The 18,269-nt window shown below is 37.7% G+C and carries 13 protein-coding genes and 1 tRNA gene; 6 read left to right on the top strand and 8 right to left on the bottom strand.

Annotation, left to right across the window (positions count from 1 at the left end; genetic code table 11):
* Positions 1–28: 28 nt before the first annotated feature.
* Positions 29–2,644, bottom strand: coding sequence for a carboxypeptidase-like regulatory domain-containing protein (locus tag HCX49_RS19935; protein WP_168127973.1), 2,616 nt, complete (start codon positions 2,642–2,644; stop codon positions 29–31).
* Between the two features lie 174 nt (positions 2,645–2,818).
* On the opposite strand from HCX49_RS19935, the gene purD reads away from it, so the two are divergent.
* The 6 genes from purD (at position 2,819) to HCX49_RS19905 (ending at position 8,263) form a co-directional block, all read left to right on the top strand.
* Positions 2,819–4,093, top strand: a complete 1,275-nt coding sequence (purD, locus tag HCX49_RS19930) for a phosphoribosylamine--glycine ligase (protein WP_132771710.1) — start codon at positions 2,819–2,821, stop codon at positions 4,091–4,093.
* An 89-nt stretch (positions 4,094–4,182) separates the two neighbouring features.
* Positions 4,183–4,254, top strand: a tRNA-Glu gene (locus tag HCX49_RS19925).
* A gap of 140 nt (positions 4,255–4,394) precedes the next feature.
* A complete protein-coding gene (locus HCX49_RS19920) occupies positions 4,395–5,570 on the top strand; it encodes a P1 family peptidase (RefSeq protein WP_168127972.1) in 1,176 nt (391 codons plus the stop codon).
* Positions 5,539–6,642: a serine hydrolase domain-containing protein gene (locus HCX49_RS19915; RefSeq protein WP_168127971.1), complete on the top strand. Its 1,104-nt coding sequence runs from the start codon at positions 5,539–5,541 to the stop codon at positions 6,640–6,642. Before HCX49_RS19920 ends, HCX49_RS19915 begins: the two co-directional genes overlap by 32 nt.
* Before the next feature lie 13 nt (positions 6,643–6,655).
* Positions 6,656–7,396 carry an aspartate/glutamate racemase family protein gene (locus tag HCX49_RS19910; protein WP_168127970.1) on the top strand — a complete coding sequence of 247 codons (741 nt, stop codon included), beginning with the start codon at positions 6,656–6,658 and terminating at the stop codon, positions 7,394–7,396.
* A 153-nt stretch (positions 7,397–7,549) separates the two neighbouring features.
* Complete coding sequence (locus tag HCX49_RS19905; protein ID WP_168127969.1) at positions 7,550–8,263, top strand: pirin family protein; 714 nt, start codon at positions 7,550–7,552, stop codon at positions 8,261–8,263.
* Between the two features lie 74 nt (positions 8,264–8,337).
* On the opposite strand, the gene HCX49_RS19900 is transcribed toward HCX49_RS19905, so the two are convergent.
* The 7 genes from HCX49_RS19900 to HCX49_RS19870 are packed head-to-tail and all read right to left on the bottom strand — an operon-like array spanning position 8,338 to position 17,999.
* Positions 8,338–9,495: a sialidase family protein gene (locus tag HCX49_RS19900; RefSeq protein ID WP_021189375.1), complete on the bottom strand. Its 1,158-nt coding sequence runs from the start codon at positions 9,493–9,495 to the stop codon at positions 8,338–8,340.
* 18 nt (positions 9,496–9,513) lie between these two features.
* A complete protein-coding gene (locus tag HCX49_RS19895) occupies positions 9,514–11,463 on the bottom strand; it encodes a family 20 glycosylhydrolase (RefSeq protein WP_168127968.1) in 1,950 nt (649 codons plus the stop codon).
* Positions 11,453–12,646 (bottom strand): AGE family epimerase/isomerase, encoded by a 1,194-nt coding sequence (locus tag HCX49_RS19890; protein ID WP_168127967.1) that lies wholly within the window; start codon positions 12,644–12,646, stop codon positions 11,453–11,455. Before HCX49_RS19890 ends, HCX49_RS19895 begins: the two co-directional genes overlap by 11 nt.
* 5 nt (positions 12,647–12,651) lie before the next feature.
* Positions 12,652–14,682, bottom strand: a complete 2,031-nt coding sequence (locus HCX49_RS19885) for a GDSL-type esterase/lipase family protein (protein ID WP_168127966.1) — start codon at positions 14,680–14,682, stop codon at positions 12,652–12,654.
* Positions 14,683–14,707: 25 nt separating this feature from the next.
* Positions 14,708–15,937, bottom strand: coding sequence for an MFS transporter (locus HCX49_RS19880; protein WP_021190829.1), 1,230 nt, complete (start codon positions 15,935–15,937; stop codon positions 14,708–14,710).
* A 21-nt stretch (positions 15,938–15,958) separates the two neighbouring features.
* Positions 15,959–17,074, bottom strand: a complete 1,116-nt coding sequence (locus HCX49_RS19875; protein WP_168127965.1) for a kelch repeat-containing protein — start codon at positions 17,072–17,074, stop codon at positions 15,959–15,961.
* Between the two features lies 1 nt (position 17,075).
* On the bottom strand, positions 17,076–17,999 hold the full coding sequence (locus HCX49_RS19870) for a dihydrodipicolinate synthase family protein (RefSeq protein WP_132771702.1): 924 nt from the start codon (positions 17,997–17,999) through the stop codon (positions 17,076–17,078).
* Positions 18,000–18,269: the final 270 nt, after the last annotated feature.

Raw genomic sequence — 18,269 nt, 5'->3', positions numbered from 1 at the left:
ATTTCATAAGATTTCTGTTCTTGTAAATTTATTCAACCACATTTATATTAATTTCTTTCCTGCCTATCTTTCCATTGAAGTCTATACCTTCCAAAATTATTGTATATGGACCTTTTTCGTCCGAAGTATAAAAATCGAAGCTTGCTTTTCCAACTTGATCGGTAATGATGTTGGGTTCCCAGTGTATTGTCGTTCTTAAATCTGAAACTATTTTTGATACATCTTTTGCTTCATAGCTCGGTTTATAAAATGTTCGACTCAGGTTAAAGCCTTTCGGTATAATGGTACGAATGCCTGTTGGTTTAAATGCAGTTGTAGCGCCATTGCCTCTTTTTGTTGTGATTACAATTAAACCATTGCCTCCATATGAACCATAGATTGCAGTATGATTAATGTTTCTCAGGACCTCAATACTCCCTACATCCGCGGCATTTAACATCGAGATCTGATCACCTTCGATGTACATGCCGTCGAGGACAACCTGCATAGGTCCGTTGCCTCGGGTATTGTAAGGTACACCGTTCCTCCACATCACACCTGTGAGTCGTCCGACTAGACATTGTTCTAATGTACTGCAGTTTGACAGATCCTCTTCTGTAAGTACTTGATCGGCATTACCTGGTCCATTTAAGTTACTTGAATTGGCAACGGCCTTTTTTATTGCTGTGCGAGTAATTTTAACTTCTTCGAGTTGTATGGAGCGCTGTTTGAGTCCAGCGGCTTCTAGCTGTGCAAAGTAGGCTTGTGCATTTTTTATATTTCCTAAGTATTTGGTGTTAATATTGTTCAGTACTTCAGGTAAATTTTTATTGACACCAGTTGCTGGTTCCTCGATTTCATCAAGCTCAATGTCCAGTCTATTTTTATCTTTATCGGATTTTGCCGTCATAATGAATTTAATACTGTCGGTAAATAACAGGTCATCAAAAGAAAATTTTCCAGCTTCGTTTGTTAGCGTATCAATAGCGGCAGTCATGTTGGTTGTAGGGATCAGAGTAACTGTTGCTTTTGGCACAACCGCTTTTCTACCAAGTTTTTTTATTGTTCCTGATATGGATATATTTTTTTCAAAATTATATTTTGGATCAGATACTTCATCTATTTTTGCCCAGTCTAATTTTCTCCACCCTTGTATCAGCATCAGATTATCCAGATCACTTTTTTTAATGTCTTTACTATCTGAAAAATAATAGTTGGGGTTTTCTATGAATCCATTTATTTCCGAACTTAAGAGCAAGGACGTATATATGCTGGATCTATAGGGAGTATCAATCTGGGTTTTATTGCTATTAACAACTGATGCTGATAATGAACCAACCCGAATGGAGTCTATGGTGTTTCCGCTTAAAACGCTAATGTTTACTTTTTGACGGGTTCCATAAGTGGGTTTATCAGCGGTTGCTTCGATAGGAAGAATCTTATCAGACCGATAGTTGAAAATCATTCGTTCTAGTAAAGGCTTTAGGGTTGCATCCAATATGGATAACTGTATAACTCCTTGAGGCAGATTTTGTCTGGGGATGGAAAAAAGGACTTCGTTTTTATTCAATTTTTGCTTGGAAACATGAAAGGTGTTTCCATTATATTGGGCGATAAGATAGATTTCTTGCTGATTGATTTGATCAGGGCTAGCATTAACCTGTACAAAGACCCTGTCTTCAGTAAGATTGCCCACATTCATGTTTAGTCCTGACATGCTGATTGTCGGAAAAGGTGTTTCTGTTTTAGTGCCGTCGGTAAATGTCGCTATGGCTGTATATTTTAATTTTGCATCCAAAACAAAAGGATAGCTGACCATACCGAGCGGACTGGTTTCCATCTCGACTATCTTCTCCTTGTTGCTGTCCATAATGATAATGGTGCACTTTTCTCCCAGTCCTTTACTATTAAGAGCTTTAAAGCCTATTTTAGTGTGTAGTTGGTTTATAATGTTGCCTGATTCGGGTAGTATTTGCAGGCTGTTACTTGATTTATCTGCTGGAACGGTAAATGTTTTACGAATTATTATTCCGTCTATTGATTTAAAAGACAAATTGATGATTTCACCTGCGGGTATATCTTTAAGATCAATCAATAGCTGACCCTGCTGATCTGTTTTTTCGCGTGATGCTCTTTGTTTTCCATTCTTGAGATGGGTTTTGTAGTTAATATTAATTTCTGGCAGGGGAACTCCTGATAATGTTTTTAGTTTTATTGCATAGTATTTTTTCTCTCCATCGTAGATGATTTCATCACCGGTCATAATATTATCCGAACGACCGTTATAGATGGGCACTGTTTTGTCAAAGAAGTAGGCTGTACTATCATTTCTCATCCATTGTGTATAAGCGCGTATACGATAGGAGCCTTCTATGAGCGTGTCTGATAAGGTCAGATCAGCAATTCCTAAACCAGCGGTTAAGGGAATTTTTAAGGTATTCACTGTTTTGTTATCTGGAGATATTAAATCAATGTAGGCAACTTGGCTTACTCCGGATAAGAGGTTGTCTGGTGTAAGTGTGCAGTAAAGCTTCATCCAAATATTTTCACCAGCGGAATAGCTTTCTTTGTCCATATGAACATGGATTTTTTCTTTTGGATTTCTTGCAGCATAATTTCCTAATTTATCGATGAACTGTCGGATATCCGTTTGTCCTAATGACATAAAAGGAATTATGAATAATAAACTAAACAAGCTTGCCTTAAGATTCATACATTGAGGGTCAATAATTTGGAATAAATTACGAAAAATTATTAAATAATCCGTTGTTTCGAATTTGATATCAATGCAATTCGAAATTTTCTATCAATATTAGCTTAAAACAAATATCTTTGTGCTATGAATATCCTAATCATTGGTTCTGGCGGTCGTGAATCAGCCTTCGCCTACAAACTTTCGCAAAGTAAGCGTCTTCAAAATTTGTTTATTGCTCCTGGAAATGCAGGTACAGGTGCGTATGGTAAAAATGTAGCATTAAAAGTGACTGACTTTGACGGTATCGCAAGTTTTGTTCTTGAAAATGATGTCAACATGGTTTTGGTAGGCCCTGAGGAGCCTCTAGTAAAAGGTATTCATGATTATTTCTTGAACCGTGCCGATTTAAAACATATACCTGTTATCGGTCCACAGCAAGAAGGTGCGCAACTAGAAGGATCGAAAGATTTTTCTAAGCAATTTATGGACCGTCATGGTATTCCTACTGCCGCTTCACGTTCTTTTGATAAAACAAATTTGGAGGAAGGTCTTGCATATCTGGAAACTCAAAAGTTACCAATTGTATTGAAAGCTGATGGTTTAGCTGCTGGAAAAGGGGTGCTGATCTGTGAAACATTGGAAGATGCCAAGTTGGAACTGAAGGCGATGATCGCTGATTCTAAATTTGGTGCAGCGAGTGATGTTGTTGTTGTAGAAGAGTTTTTGAAAGGTATTGAATTGTCTGTTTTTGTTTTAACAGATGGTAACTCGTACAAAGTATTGCCTTCAGCTAAAGATTATAAGCGTATTGGAGAAGGGGATACTGGCTTAAATACAGGGGGAATGGGATCAATATCTCCAGTTCCTTTTGCTGATGAGGCTTTTATAAGTAAGGTTGAGGAGCGTATTATCAAGCCAACTGTTGAAGGATTAAAGAAAGATAATATTCCATATAAAGGATTTATTTTCATTGGCTTGATGAATGTTGACGGCGAACCATTAGTGATCGAATATAATGTGCGTATGGGTGATCCGGAAACAGAATCTGTTTTGCCACGTATTGAGTCCGATTTAATTGACTTATTAGAAGGTGTTGCTCAAGGTAATCTAGAAACACGCTCTTATACTGTTACTCCAAAAACGGCAGTAACTGTTATGCTGGTTGCTGGAGGATATCCTGGAAACTATGAGTCTGGTAAGGTGATTTCAAATATTGAAAATGTAAAAGAGTCGATTGTATTTCACGCAGGTACCAGCATGCAAGACGGTAATGTTGTGACTGCAGGAGGTCGTGTTATCGCAGTAACGACATTGCAGGATACGTTGTTTGATGCTTTGCAACAGGCAACTGCTGATGCTGGAAGAATCTATTTCGATGGTAAATATTTCCGCAGAGACATCGGTTTTGATTTGATTTAAAAAATTTTTCAATTCTTTTTTGGAAGATTAATAAAAATATCTATATTTGCATCTCCAAACAGGGAAATATCCTATTGGAGATGCCAAATGGCCCGTTCGTCTAGGGGTTAGGACGTTAGATTTTCATTCTAGAAACAGGGGTTCGATTCCCCTACGGGCTACGAAAGCGACTTAAGAAATTAAGTCGCTTTTTTTATGGCGCTATTTTTTATCATCGCTAGATGTTTCTTGGTTAAAATTGATGAAATGCAGGTAAAAAAGTACTATTTTAGAACTACATATACCACAGGATCAATATACCATGATATTAAAATGTTCTATTATTGCCATTAGTTTTTTATTTGCATCGGTTGCTGTTTATGCACAAGAAGCAAGGGGACGCGTTCGTGATTTTGGAATCCAGATTGGGATTTTGGAAACAGGTCGATACAATGCAATTACTGATGTACAGGGGGTGAAAGTTGGGCATACAACATTAATTGAAGGAAGTGATATTCGGACAGGGGTAACTGCTATTATTCCACATGGTGGAAATATTTTTCAAAATAAGGTTCCAGCTGCGGTATATGTTGGAAATGGTTTTGGGAAATCAATGGGACTTTCTCAGATCAAGGAGTTAGGCAATATTGAAACCCCAATTTTATTAACCAATACATTGAACGCTCCTTTGGTGGCTAATGCTGTTATCGACTATGTTCTTGCTCAAACGGGAAATGAAAAAGTGAAGTCTGTAAATACCATGGTGGGTGAAACCAATGACGGTGGATTGAATGATATCAGAGGGCGTCATGTAACAGCAGAACATGTTATTGAATCGATCCGAAATGCACATTCTGGCCTGGTTAAGGAAGGTAATGTCGGTGCGGGTACTGGAACGGAATGTTTGGGATTTAAAGGCGGCATTGGGACATCTTCCAGGAGACTGCCAATATCTAAAGGTGGCTATACAGTTGGTGTATTGGTACAAACAAATTTTGGAGGAGTACTGGATATTAACGGGGCGCCAGTAGGACGAGAGTTGAATAATTTTTATATGCGAGATCCTAAAAATAATTATAAGGCGGATGGGTCTTGTATGATTATCATTGCGACAGACGCTCCTTTATCGGCGCGCAATCTAGAACGTTTAGCAAAACGGTCTTATTTAGCGTTCGGAAATGTGGGGTCTTTTTCTTCTAACGGCAGTGGAGATTATTCAGTTGCTTTTTCTACTTATGCGGGCAATCGTATTTCTCATGAAAGTGAAGGGCAGATCCTGAGCTTGACAGAACTGAAAAATGACGCGATGTCTCCTCTCTTTATGGCGGTCTGGGAAGCAACAGAAGAGGCTATTCTAAATTCGATGTTTATGGCAACGGATATGAAAGGTGCTAATAACTCGTTTTTACCGGCCTTACCGATCAAACAAACGCTTGAAATCATGAATAAATATAATGCACTAAATTATGATCGATTACCTAAAGCAATGCGGGATTAAGCAATTTCTTCTTTTTATTATTTTGATGATTGTAAAATCGGGTTTTGCTCAACAAAATGAAATAGCGGTAATTGCTTCCAAAATTGGTGTACCTGGATTATCGGTAGTACATGTAGATAAAGAGGGTAAAGTTAACTCCTATGTATACGGTGTCAAGAAATTTGGAAAAAAATCACTTATTGATGCTGAAACGACATTTCAGGCTGCTTCTTTGACTAAGGTTCTTTCTGCGTATGTATTTTTTAGATTTTACGATCGAGGTTTGATTAATTTGGATACACCTCTTTCTGAATATTTTGATTACGATCGACTTAGAGACACGAAAGATGGAAATAAAATAACGGCAAGAATGGTTTTGACGCACCATAGCGGACTATTGAATTGGGAAGGAGATGTGGGAACTGCGACGTGGTACAAGACGCCACTTCATACACAGTTTACTCCTGGTGAAGATTACCTTTATTCTGGTGAAGGCTTTTTTTATCTTCAACGTGTATTGGAGCATCTTACTGGCAAAGCATTTCAGACTTTGGTTGAGGAAGAGGTATTCATTCCTTTTGCAATGAAACGGTCTCAAATCGTTTGGAAGGAAGAATTAAGGACAAATACAGCATGGGGACATAACGATAGTATAAGTCCACGTAATCGTTTGGCAACGTATTTTCCGGCAAATGCTGCCTATAGTCTTTACAGCACTCCTTTAGATTACACAACCTTTATTCAGGCGGCTTTAGTTAGAGGCAAAGGCTTAAAAAAATCAACACATAAATTAATGCTTAAAGAGTGTGCATTAGCAAATAATGATGTTGATGTTCAAGAGATAGATCGACATGTTCCTTTGGCACTCGGTTTGCGTATTCAAAAGAATGAACGTGGTATTGCATACTGGCATACAGGTTCAAATCCTGGATTTAGAGCTTTTTTTATTGTTTATCCGGAGTCAGGAGAAAGTGTCGTAGCATTTAATAATTCGGATTCGGGAATGGATGCTATGAAATATTTAATGGAATTATTTTTGGAAAACAATCAAACTTTTTGGTCATACGAATGGCGAAAGGGAGAGCTAGATTAGATAAGGAGGAAATATGATCGGTATTATAGGAGGTGTTGGTCCGTTAGGAGGGCTTGACTTGTATAAAAAAATTATTGAGGAAACTATAGCGCTATCAGATCAGGAACATTTACCTGTTATGCTTTATTCATTTCCGAACTTAATTGGTGATCGCTCGGAATATTTAAAGGGAAATTCAACTGTTAATCCAGCTATAGCTTTAGCAGCAATCACACGACAGATGGAAAGTGCGGGTGTTACTATTGTCGGTATTCCGTGTAATACTGCTCATGCAGATCCAATTTATGGGGTCTATGAACAGGAATTAGCTAAAACGAACCAAAAGATTAAAATACTGCATCTCGTTAAAGAGACGATTTCTTACATGAAGGCGTTATATCCAAAAGCAAAAGTTGGTATCCTTTCTACCACTGGTACGCTTAACAGCGGGCTTTATCGGGACCTATTATTGAAAGAAGGATTCGAAATTGTAGAACCAAGTGAAGATTGGCAAGAGCGGATACATGCTGCTATATATGATAAGGAATATGGAATCAAAGCGCAGTCAACTCCTGTGACCAACAAAGTCCGTCTTGAATTGCATGGTGCCATGGACGAGTTAAAGAAAGGAGGAGCAGAAATTATTGTCTTGGGATGTACTGAACTGCCACTTGCTCTTCCAGAAAATGATCATAATGGCATGACCTTAATTGATCCAAACCGGATATTAGCAAGAGCACTTATTTATGCTTTTTCACCGGGTAAATTGAAATAATGCTTCATTATTTTGAGTATGGAAGTTTTCCCTGCGTCTTTTAAAGAAATTCTAGGAGCAGATTTGTCAATCTGTCATGTTAAATAGTCCATTATTTTATTGATTTCTAGCTTGGTATGTTATTTGTGTGTTTGAACATATAATTATAATCAAATGCAAAAGATAATACATAAATCAGAAAAACGTGGTCATGTTGACTTTGGATGGTTGAAAAGTGCCCACTCTTTTAGTTTCGGAAATTATTTCGATCAGGATAAGGTTAATTTCGGAGCATTACGTGTTTTGAATGATGATTTTGTTGAAGCAGGAAATGGTTTTGGACGTCATCCCCATGATAATATGGAGATCGTCAGTATCCCGTTAGCGGGTGTTTTGGCTCATCAAGACAGCATGGGAACCAGTCGTGATATCCAAACCGGTGATGTACAAATTATGTCCGCAGGAACTGGCGTTACGCATTCTGAATTTAATGGTAGTAAAGTAGATCCTGTTAAATTTCTTCAAATTTGGGTTATCCCGAATGAAAGACAGTTGACCCCAAGTTATGATCAGAAGTCATATTTGGATTTAGATCGAAAAAATAAGTTTGCGACGATCGTTTCTCCCAATACAGCAGATGCCCAAGCGGTCTTTATTAATCAAGATGCTTATTTCAATTTAGCAGATATTGAGGTGGATACTACCGTTAATTATCAATTGCATAGTGAAGCAAATGGTGTTTACGTATTTGTTTTAGAGGGGGCCATCGAAATAGCAGGAGAGAAGTTAAATCGCAGAGATGCGGTTGGAATTTGGGAAATAAACGAAATCGATATGCTTTCTACATCGGATGCTCAAGTTTTATTGATTGAAGTACCCATGTTTTAAATTTTGAGATACATAGTAAAAAAGTGTCTGTATCTAAAGATTCAGACACTTTTTTAGTTCGATGCAACAGGTTGCTATTTGATTGACACCGTGTCAAAAACAATCGTTTCGTAATTATCCTTTTCATAAAGCACGCCGATCTTCTTATTGTTGATCAGAATAATATCTGAATAGGCGGCATAAGAATCTTTATAGCCCACAGGTGCTTTTGCCACTACATGGTTAAAATACCAGGTCTTTCCTTGATCTTTACTGATTCGTAATGTTAAATTATCTCTATCTTTTTGAGAGGCAGCATTGCAAACAGCTAGAATATAATTTTTACCTTTTTTCCAAGATAGGGTAGAACCTTGGTTAACAGGATCTGGTAGATTTTTATCATAGAAAGTGGTATCCCATGTTGCTCCGCCATCATTCGAATAAGAAATAATACGGTTTCGTACATTTCCCTGTTGGTTTCTAGTATTCATATACAATCCTGTTTCGGAGATCTGTGCGGCCATCGTTTCATTTCCACCTTCAAAGCTTATTGTATTTCCGATTTTGAAAGTTTTACCATGGTCGTCGGAATAATAACTATGTGCAAAATAATCTTTTCCTGCAGGTTTTGGGTCTCCTTCTGAATGATTTGCAGGAATGTATATACGGCCTTTATATTTTCCGGAATCAAATTGTAAAGCATGACCAGGTGTATTCGCGTAGGTTCTCCAATCCTCTTTAAAAGTATAATTAGGATTGAACGCGGGTTGATTTGGACGATGCACTGCAGTTGTAATGTTTGTCGGTGCAGCCCATGTTTTTCCTCCATCTGTAGAAGTGATATACCAGCATTCGCGAATTCCATTTCCTTTTCTGACATCTCCTTCGTGATTATTTCCTGTATTGTAGAATAAGAAAATTCGTCCTTTTGGATATTGTGGATCTAATAGATCAACGATAGGTGCGGGGTTGCCCGCCTGTAATTTATCTTGGTCTACAGCTATCTGCAGAGGTCCCCATGTTTTTCCATTGTCAGAACTGATTTTGTAAACGATATCGACATTTCCGTAGTCTCCGGCATGTTCAACACGGCCTTCGGAGAATGCAATCAGATTGTTACTTTTATCTTTGACAATCGCTGGAATACGGTAACTTTTGTAACCGTCATCTCCCGATTTAAAAACAGTCGTTTCTTGTGCTTGGATCATCGTCGATGATAGCAGGATAGAAAACGTTAAAAATAATTTTTGCATGATATAATGTTTTGGTTATTAATTACTCTGTATAAATGTAAACATCCATTTTACTGGATTTTGCCAATCGGTTCCTTTAAAATCGCTGATCGGTAATTTGATTAAAATTTCATTCCAACCTTTTTTCAATAAAATCTTTGTTGGCGCTCTGTAGGAATAGCCTTCGTCTACTAGAGGAGTTTCTAAATCTCCTTTTGCACCGGCATGCTTCCAAATAGGCGGTTCGATCGTTTTATTATTGACCCAGACTTGGCTTCCAAGATCATCCCAAGTGTGTAATTGGGGTGTATTGCTTGCATATGACCGAGATAGATTGTTGAATCCGATCCAGAATAATTTGTGCTCGCTTTTTTCACTCCATATCTTGGTACGTGCGTACCAAGTTGTGTTCTCTTGTGGATTTTTAAGTGCACCAGGTATGATATCTGCCCACCAATGTCTCAGTATCACGGTACCTCCCGCTATTGTTTTTGTAACTGTTATATCAGGTGCAAATGGTTTCGTTTCTATTGGAAATGTTTTTGCAAGATTGCCCTCATTTTGAAAGGGGCCGATCAGTTCCCATTTTGATCCTATTTGTTTGACATAGGGAAATGGTTTATCAGAAAAATAGCTGTTTTTATGATGGAGCAGTCTAGTTTCAAATGCTTTAAATTCCTGATAAGCAGGAAGACTTTCTTGCACAATATTACATGTCCAGCCAGCTATACCACCACCTCGCCAACTGCGTTCTGCAAATGTGACAAGAGCGGGATATATGGCGTTTTGGACAAACATATCCTGAGGTTCGGCTACTGCACGATCTGGCCATGAACACAAGGTTGCTCCGATCAGATTTTTATGCTCCTTATCTTGTTCGCCAATTTTTCTATGAAATAAGGTCGTTACAGTTTCCAAAGGATCCATATGATTTATATAGAGATGTTTGGAATCGATAAATACATGGTCCCCTTGTTCTAGTATTTTTTTGGGACCACCCATCCACAGTTGTCGAATGGTCTGTGGCATAAGGTTACTGCCCGGATCCCATCCAATTGTTTTATAACCTAATTCTTCAACGTATTGTGTGATTTCAGGCATGAAGTTTTTATTGCTGATTTTTACTTCATCACCTCCAATGTGCAAATAGGGGAGATCGGTATAGGTTTGTGAGAATTCTTTTAAAAGTTCCTTAATATATACCATACCAGAGTCCGTTTGCATGCCTACTCCAAAATATCTTTTGAAAGCATCACTGTGTCCTGGCATATCAATTTCAGGTAAAAGCAAGATATGGCGTAGTTTGCAATAATTTATTAGTTCTTTGAACTCTTGTTCTGTATAATGTTCACCTTTACCTCTGGTAATGTAAGATGGATCGGTAAGATCCGGGTATTTTTTGCTGGCTAAACGCCAAGCGATATCTTCTGTAAAATGAAAGTGTAAAACATTTAATTTATAACGTGCCATGATATCAACATGTTCTTTTAGGATAGCAAGAGGTTGATAATTACGTCCGACATCAACGAGGAAAGACCGCCATGAGAATGCCGGTTTGTCATTGATCTCACAAAATGAAAGCTTTTTCTGTTGAATTGAAAATTGTCTTAATGTTTGTAATCCGTAATAAATGCCTGCACTATTTTGTGCTTTTATGTGGATTCCTTTCTCATCAATTTTCAAATGATAAGCTTCCTTATTTTCGGATAAACCACTTAATAGCTCAAGTGTTAAGAGCGGCAGACTGTTGTTATGACCAGCTTTTTTAGTTCCTATTTTCCAATCAGCAAGAATGGTGTTGGCCAGTTTATATTCATTCGTTAGTGCTGTATTATTTTCATTTACAACAATCCCCTTCTTCAGATCAAGCATACCTTCCCCCAATTCCATGTTGATCGGTAATGGAATTAAGTTTTCTTGTGCAGACGAAATTGAAAAAAAACTGATGCTAAGAAGTAAAATGCTAAGGTATTTGAGCTTAAGATTCATTTTTATCTTTTAAGAAGTTTTTAAGAATTGTCCAACAATACCATTCCTGACGAGGAAGGTGGAATGGTCCTTTGAATAGATTTCCTTTCGCAGTCTGTGCAATTGAACCATCCCGATGGAGATATCCAAACCATTCGCCATGCTTCTGATCGTGAAATTTTTCATAGCCATACTGATGTATTTTTTGATGCATGTCGGCATACTTTTCGTTTCCTGTCAATAAATACGCGAGCAGTGTCGCAATGATAGTTTCGTTTTGAGGCCACCAGAATTTCATGTCCTGCCAATATTCTTGTACAGGTTTATTATATAAATCTCTAAAATATAAAATACCACCAAATTCTTTATCCCAACCCCTTTCCCACATATAGTCGAGCATCTTACAGCCTAACTCGATGAGCTTTGGATCGTTGTTGCGGTATTGCGCTTCATGCAGAATAAACCAAGCTCCTTCTATGGCATGGCCGGGATTTAAGGTTCTGCCATCTATATGATCGATGATTTCTCCTTTCGGTGACACTTGCTCCATGACTACCTTGAGGTCGTGCTTAACGAAATTGGTTTCAATTTCTTTGATCCAAGTGGAAATGGCTTCATCACAGCGAGGGTCACCGATTGTGTCACGTAGTTGCTGTGCCGTATTGATCATGATCATCGGCGTTCCGATACCTTTTGAAGGCCTTGTGTCTGTAAACTTAGGAGCTAATTTGATTTCTCCGGAAGCATATTGGATGCATTTCCCAAAAATAGCACGAGCTTGTTCCGCAGCTTCTTGACTGCCTGAGGCCTTTGCATAGGCAGCAAAGGCAATAACGGCAAAAGTCTCTGAAAAATAATATCTTCTTTTACGGATCGATTGACCATTTTTAGTAACATGGAAAAACATTTGTCCGTCAGTATCAAAGCAATGTTTTTGGATAAAATCATAGCCTAACTTAGCCCCATCTAACCATTCTTGTTTGGGTTCTACTGTGTTGTAGAGTGTTGCCAGTAACCAGGTTGCTCGTCCCTGAATCCAAACTGCTTTGTCATCATCAATTAAACTTCCGTCCTGATCGCGCATGAGTAAAAATCCACCGTCTTCATGGTCAAATGATTTTGGGAACCAAAATGGTACAGTATCTTCTAGAAGCTGTGTTTTATAAAATTTTTCGAGTTCTTCGAGTTGTGTTAAAGTATACATCGTTTTTAGTCAATTTTAAAACTGCATGTTGAAGCTGGTACTTCTGCCTCATTTTGCAAATTTGCGGTGCTATAGGGTGAATATGCGTATCGGATTTCAGTTATGATTTTATCGCTTGGCAAATCAATCGATACACAATTTTTTTGAATTGATATTTTTCCAGGCTGCAAGGTATATCCTTTTTCATCGATCAGGGTAAATCCCTGTAAAGGTTGATTATTGTTTGTTTTAAGTGATTTACAGTTTTTAAAGTAGACCTTGATCATATTGTTTTTTATGGTATAGTGGTCGAATGTTGGATAATCTGCATTGATTTTGAATTTGTATTCGTGAGCAAGGGCTAGATTCGCCAATCGGTTTCCGATAATGATCTTATTTTTAGGATGGACATCCGAAAGATCACCGACATCTGATGAAACAGCCATGTAGGTGTTTTCAAGTTTTGTATTCAATTTGCGCTGACTGTCTCTGAATCTCGGCCATGAAGGACGTTCAATACTTGACAGTTGCACATAATAGAAAGGTAGGTCTTGCTTAAAATTTTGGCGCCATGAACTGACAAGTGTTTTAAATAATAGCTCGTGTAGTTCAATATTATGGGCATTGCTTTCTCCTTGATACCACAAAACAGCTGTGAATTGCGTATGTAACCAATGCAATATACCGGCTTCAAAATTGTAGGCGGGTTCATAAGGGTGACGTTGATATTTTGCGGAGGACAGTGCCAGATTTTGATCAGATCTATTGCGGCAAAAATCCTGTATAAAATCGGATTTCCTCCAACTATGGATGTAGCTTGCTAGTAGATTATTTTGTTCTAATGTTGTACGGTCTATCCATGATTCGGTATTGGATCCAGGAACATCCAGTTCGACTATACCAATTGGAATATTGGTCCTAGAAGATACTTGGAGTGCAAAAGCATAAGCTATTGCAGAGAAATTTGCCTTATTTTCTTGTGTTGGTAAAGTCCAGTTTCCACTGAAAAAGTCTAATTTATTAATCTTTTCAAGTGTATTTAAGTCCCAGGATGTCGGATTGGTCTGAACGAGATTGTTATTTTTAAACAACCTTACTTTTGGTGCATTCATTTGAATTAAACTGTCTCCTCCGCGTGCATTTTTTAGCTCAAATGCCATATTGGATTGTCCAGATGCTAGATATACATCGCCAAAAAGTATATCTTTAATTTTCAACTCTTCGTGTTCCGTTTGGATATGAATATCATATGGACCTCCGGCACTTCTTTTGGGAAGAAGAATTGACCAATCACCATTTTCATCGGACTGAGTTTGATAGGTTTTGTGATCGAATCTTAACGCTATTTTTGTATTGCATGATGCTTTTCCTAAAATAGGGTTTTCTCGGTTTCGTTGTAAGACCATATGATCTCCAAAGTTAGCCTTAACGGAGAGAGGTTGCACGATTCCCTGTATCGCTTGGTTTACCTGTTTGGCGATTATGGTCGCGCCTTCAACATTTGGATGTATGTTATCTTCGAATAAATCGATTCTACTCTTTAATTGTTCATTGATGTTGATCAGTTTAACTTGATTATTTTTGGTAATTTTTGGTATCAACGCAGTGATGGCTTGATGCCAATCCCTTGTACCGGATAAGAAACGAGTATGACCGCTGAAAATAGGGGTAAGGGTACAAATATATATGGAGACATCGGGGTTTGATTTTCTCAGATTACTGATAAGTGTACTGTAATCCTGTTCAAATTCATCGCTATAGTTGGGCCAATTTCGAGGATCAGTGTCATTTACGCCCAATGCTATAATCGCAATGTCAGGATGAAATGCCAGTGCTTGTTTATATTCCTGGGTTTCGACATAGGGCTTATGTCCCTTGCTCAATAGTGTGGCACCACTAAACCCGAAATTTTGGACGTTAAAATTTGATCCTAATAACTCTTGAAGTTGTTGGGGATATGTTTTATTCTCCTTTTTTAATCCTAATCCTTTGGTGATTGAATCGCCAATGCATGCCACTCTTTTCTGAGCATACAATGCGATGGAGGAATACACCATAATAGATGTGATTAAAATTATTTTTTTAGTCCAGCGAAGCATTTGATTTTGGCTTTAATACAACAAGTTGAATGATGACAACAACAAATACAATGACAGCCAAAAGCGCAAAATCTTTTCCTAGTTTACCTTCATCAGCAGACGCCCCCAATACTTTAGTAATAAATGCACCGGCCATAACACCAAGCATATTCATGATCCCATATGCTGTTGCACGGAATTTACTCGGAACAAATTGGCAAAGAATAGGCATATTATTAGCGTCGAACATGCCGAAGCCAAAACCGAACATTAATCCTGCGCCTACAACATGGTAGATATGTTGCCCATATCCGATTAAGAACATAGCCGGAATTGTTAATAATAAACCAATTGCAGATGTATAAATACGGCCTTTTACATTCTTTTGTATCCAACGGTCAGATAATATACCTCCAAAAATAACCCCTAAGAAAGAGGATATCGCGATTGTGATTGTTGATAGTGGACCTGCTTGCGACATCGATATATTGAGGTTCTCTGAAAATAAAGTCGGTAACCAGTTTTTTGTCGCCCAGCCTGGTAAGCTTGGTATCGCAAAATAAAACAAGATGACCCAAAACGATATATTGCTCAGGAGTATACCTATAGCTTTGAAACTATTGATGGGTTTTTCTGTTTGTTCTGATTTTTTCGTTCTTACCGGAGCTTCTGCTAGAAAGAACATGAGGACAATAGCATATAATACTCCTATTAAACCAAATATTTTGAATGTACTGTGCCAAGAATAAGAACTTGCTAATGTTGCCCCGAATCCGCCTAGTGCCTGGCCTGTATATAAACCAGTCATGTGAATACCAATTGCTAATGAACGCGATTTATCAGAATGAAAATCCGAGATGAGTGATAGTCCTGCTGGAATATAGATGGCTTCGGAAACGCCCATAATACCGCGAAGTATCATTAATTCCGGATAGGTTGTAGCGTATCCCATTAATGAGGTGACTAATGACCAAACAAATAAAGAGCCTACGATAAGCCACTTGCGATTGAGTCTATCAGCCAGTATTCCTGAAACAGGACTCATCAGTCCATAGATCCATAAGAATATGGCCATTAATTGTCCAAAGACAGTTGCTGACTGTAGTTCAGTGATATCGACCTGCATCGTCGGACGCATGGTCGATAGAATCTGCCTGTCCATGTAATTGAGTAATGCAACCACCCATAGTAGGCCAACAACAATCCAAGGATAATATTTTTTATTTTGTATCATGATTTGGTTTATATTTAGATGTTATCTAATGGTACCTGTTAATATTCCTGCAGATCGAATGCCTGCTTTAATTTCCCCCGATGGAATATAAACTTGTTGGTCATGAAAGACAGCAGTTGTGGTAACAGGTGATCCTGTCGGTAAAGTGCTGGCGACATGCCATTTGTTTAGTTGGTCATCATATTGCAAAACATTTTTGGTAAAACCTGGATGATTGGATTGCACGATTGCTTTATCTTGTATTAATTTTTCTTTGCGATCTGGAGCCGTTTCTTGTGCTATATCTAGAATTAACCGTTCAACTTTGTGAAAAGTTGAACCATTATCACCGCCTATTAAGAATAGGTTACCTTTATTATCTGCGAATCCTGTTCCTGCAGAAAGAGCTTTTGGCAAATCGGCGATCTGGATAATCTCTTTTGTTTTTAAGTCAATTTTATAACAGGTTTTATATAATGTACTGATCGCATTAAGCTGTCTGGTACGCCCTCCAAATAGATAAAGAAAGTGATCTTTAACAAGTGCTACAGTATGTGTTAATGGATATGGAAGACGCATATACTCCTGCCATTTTTGATCGTATAGGTATATTTTATCTGAAACAAGCGCCGCATTTTCTCCACCTATTAAGTAGAGCTTGTTATCGTCTGCCACCAGGCTTGCATTGCTTAAAGGAATTGGAAGTTCGGGAAGCTTTTTTACTTGGAAGTTGTTTTGTTCTCCGTTCCAGCTATAGATCTGAAATTGTGAAGAAACTCCCATTTCATTTTCTCCACCTGCGGTATAAATTCCCTCTTCTTGACTGCAATTTGCGGCATATGCAGTAGAAGTGTTTAGCGAGATTGTATTTTTTAATTGTAAATTGTGATCTTTTATAGCATAAATATATGCTGTATGCTGGTATTTTTTTATTCCTCCTTCCCAAGGCATCTTTTCTGGAAAATTTGCGCCACCAGCGATCAGTAAATGATTGCTGTGGATTCCTACAACAGGTCCTGCAACACCAAGTTGCACTTGACCGGTAATCGTTTTGGGTAGAGAGTCCGAAACAGACCAAGTGATCTCTTCTACATTTTTTGTTGTGCTACATTGCATAAATAAGAGTGTGCTTAAGATAAGAGGAATAGTTTTCATCATGTTATAAAGTTGATTTGAAACTTGAAAAATTTAGCGATGCAACATCGGCTTTAAATCTTTCAAAATCTTTTTCTGTCATATTGCGAACAGGTAATCTAAACGCTCCACAATCTAAACCTATGAGTTTCATGTAAGATTTTCCGACAGCAATACCACCATACTTTCCTAATAAAGTGATCATATCAATTGACTGTTGCTGTAAAGCATTTGCTTTTTCAAAATCTCCCTGATCAAATGCATCAATTAATGCTCGATAAAGAGGAGCAGCATAATTATAGGTGCTTCCCACAGCTCCTTTGGCACCAAGGACTAGTGCTGATAACATGTTTTCATCTCTGCCCCATAGCATATCATATTTGCGATTGGCAAAATTTAGACATGAGAGATAATCCATAAAGTCCTCATGTGTATATTTTATTCCTACAAAATTGGGAATTTTACCATCAATTGCTTTCAATAAATCGATCATTGCAAAATTTCCACCTGTTAATACTGGAATATGATAATAATAGAATGCTGTTTTAGGTGCAGCTGCTGCAATTTCCTCACAGCATTTCGCTAACTGTTCTACATTGGCAGGTTTAAAATAGAAAGGTGAAGTAAATGAAATGCCAAACAAACCGATCTGTTCAGCTTTTGTGGCAAGTAAACAACATTCTCTAATATTTGTTCCACCTACTAGTGTAATTACTTTAAACTCTTTATCACTGGCAGTTGCTTTTGCCCAAGCTTGCATAATAGCTACCCTTTCATCAAAGGTTAATGAAACACCTTCGCCCGTTGACCCACAGATAAATGCACCAGCTACCTGATTTTGTTTCAGTAACTGATAATAAGCAGGGATAGATTCAAGATTTAAATCACCATTTGCCAGCATTGGTGTGAAAGGCGCCGCAATTAAGCCCTGTAATTTGTGATTATTCATGAGTGTAAATATTTTTTTATAATTGGTCTTTAAATTATTTCCTTTTATCATTTGTGTGACATATTCGATAGGCTCAATTAATAACGTATTTTAATTTATTATGAGTTTACCCACGATATTGTTACTCTTGACGTCGTTAGCAACATATTCTATTTTGATTAAAAATACAATAAAGCATTATGTCATACATTTGAATGATTAAAATTATTCTTTTATCTCTACTATAGCAAGTAAATGATAAAAAAAAGTGTAACATTTGTACAGACTAAG

Origin of the sequence: Sphingobacterium sp. B16(2022), assembly GCF_012030425.1 — a bacterium.
Lineage (GTDB): Bacteria > Bacteroidota > Bacteroidia > Sphingobacteriales > Sphingobacteriaceae > Sphingobacterium > Sphingobacterium anhuiense.
Note: the sequence above shows the minus strand (reverse complement) of the source record. Positions and strands in the feature narration are given on the sequence as shown.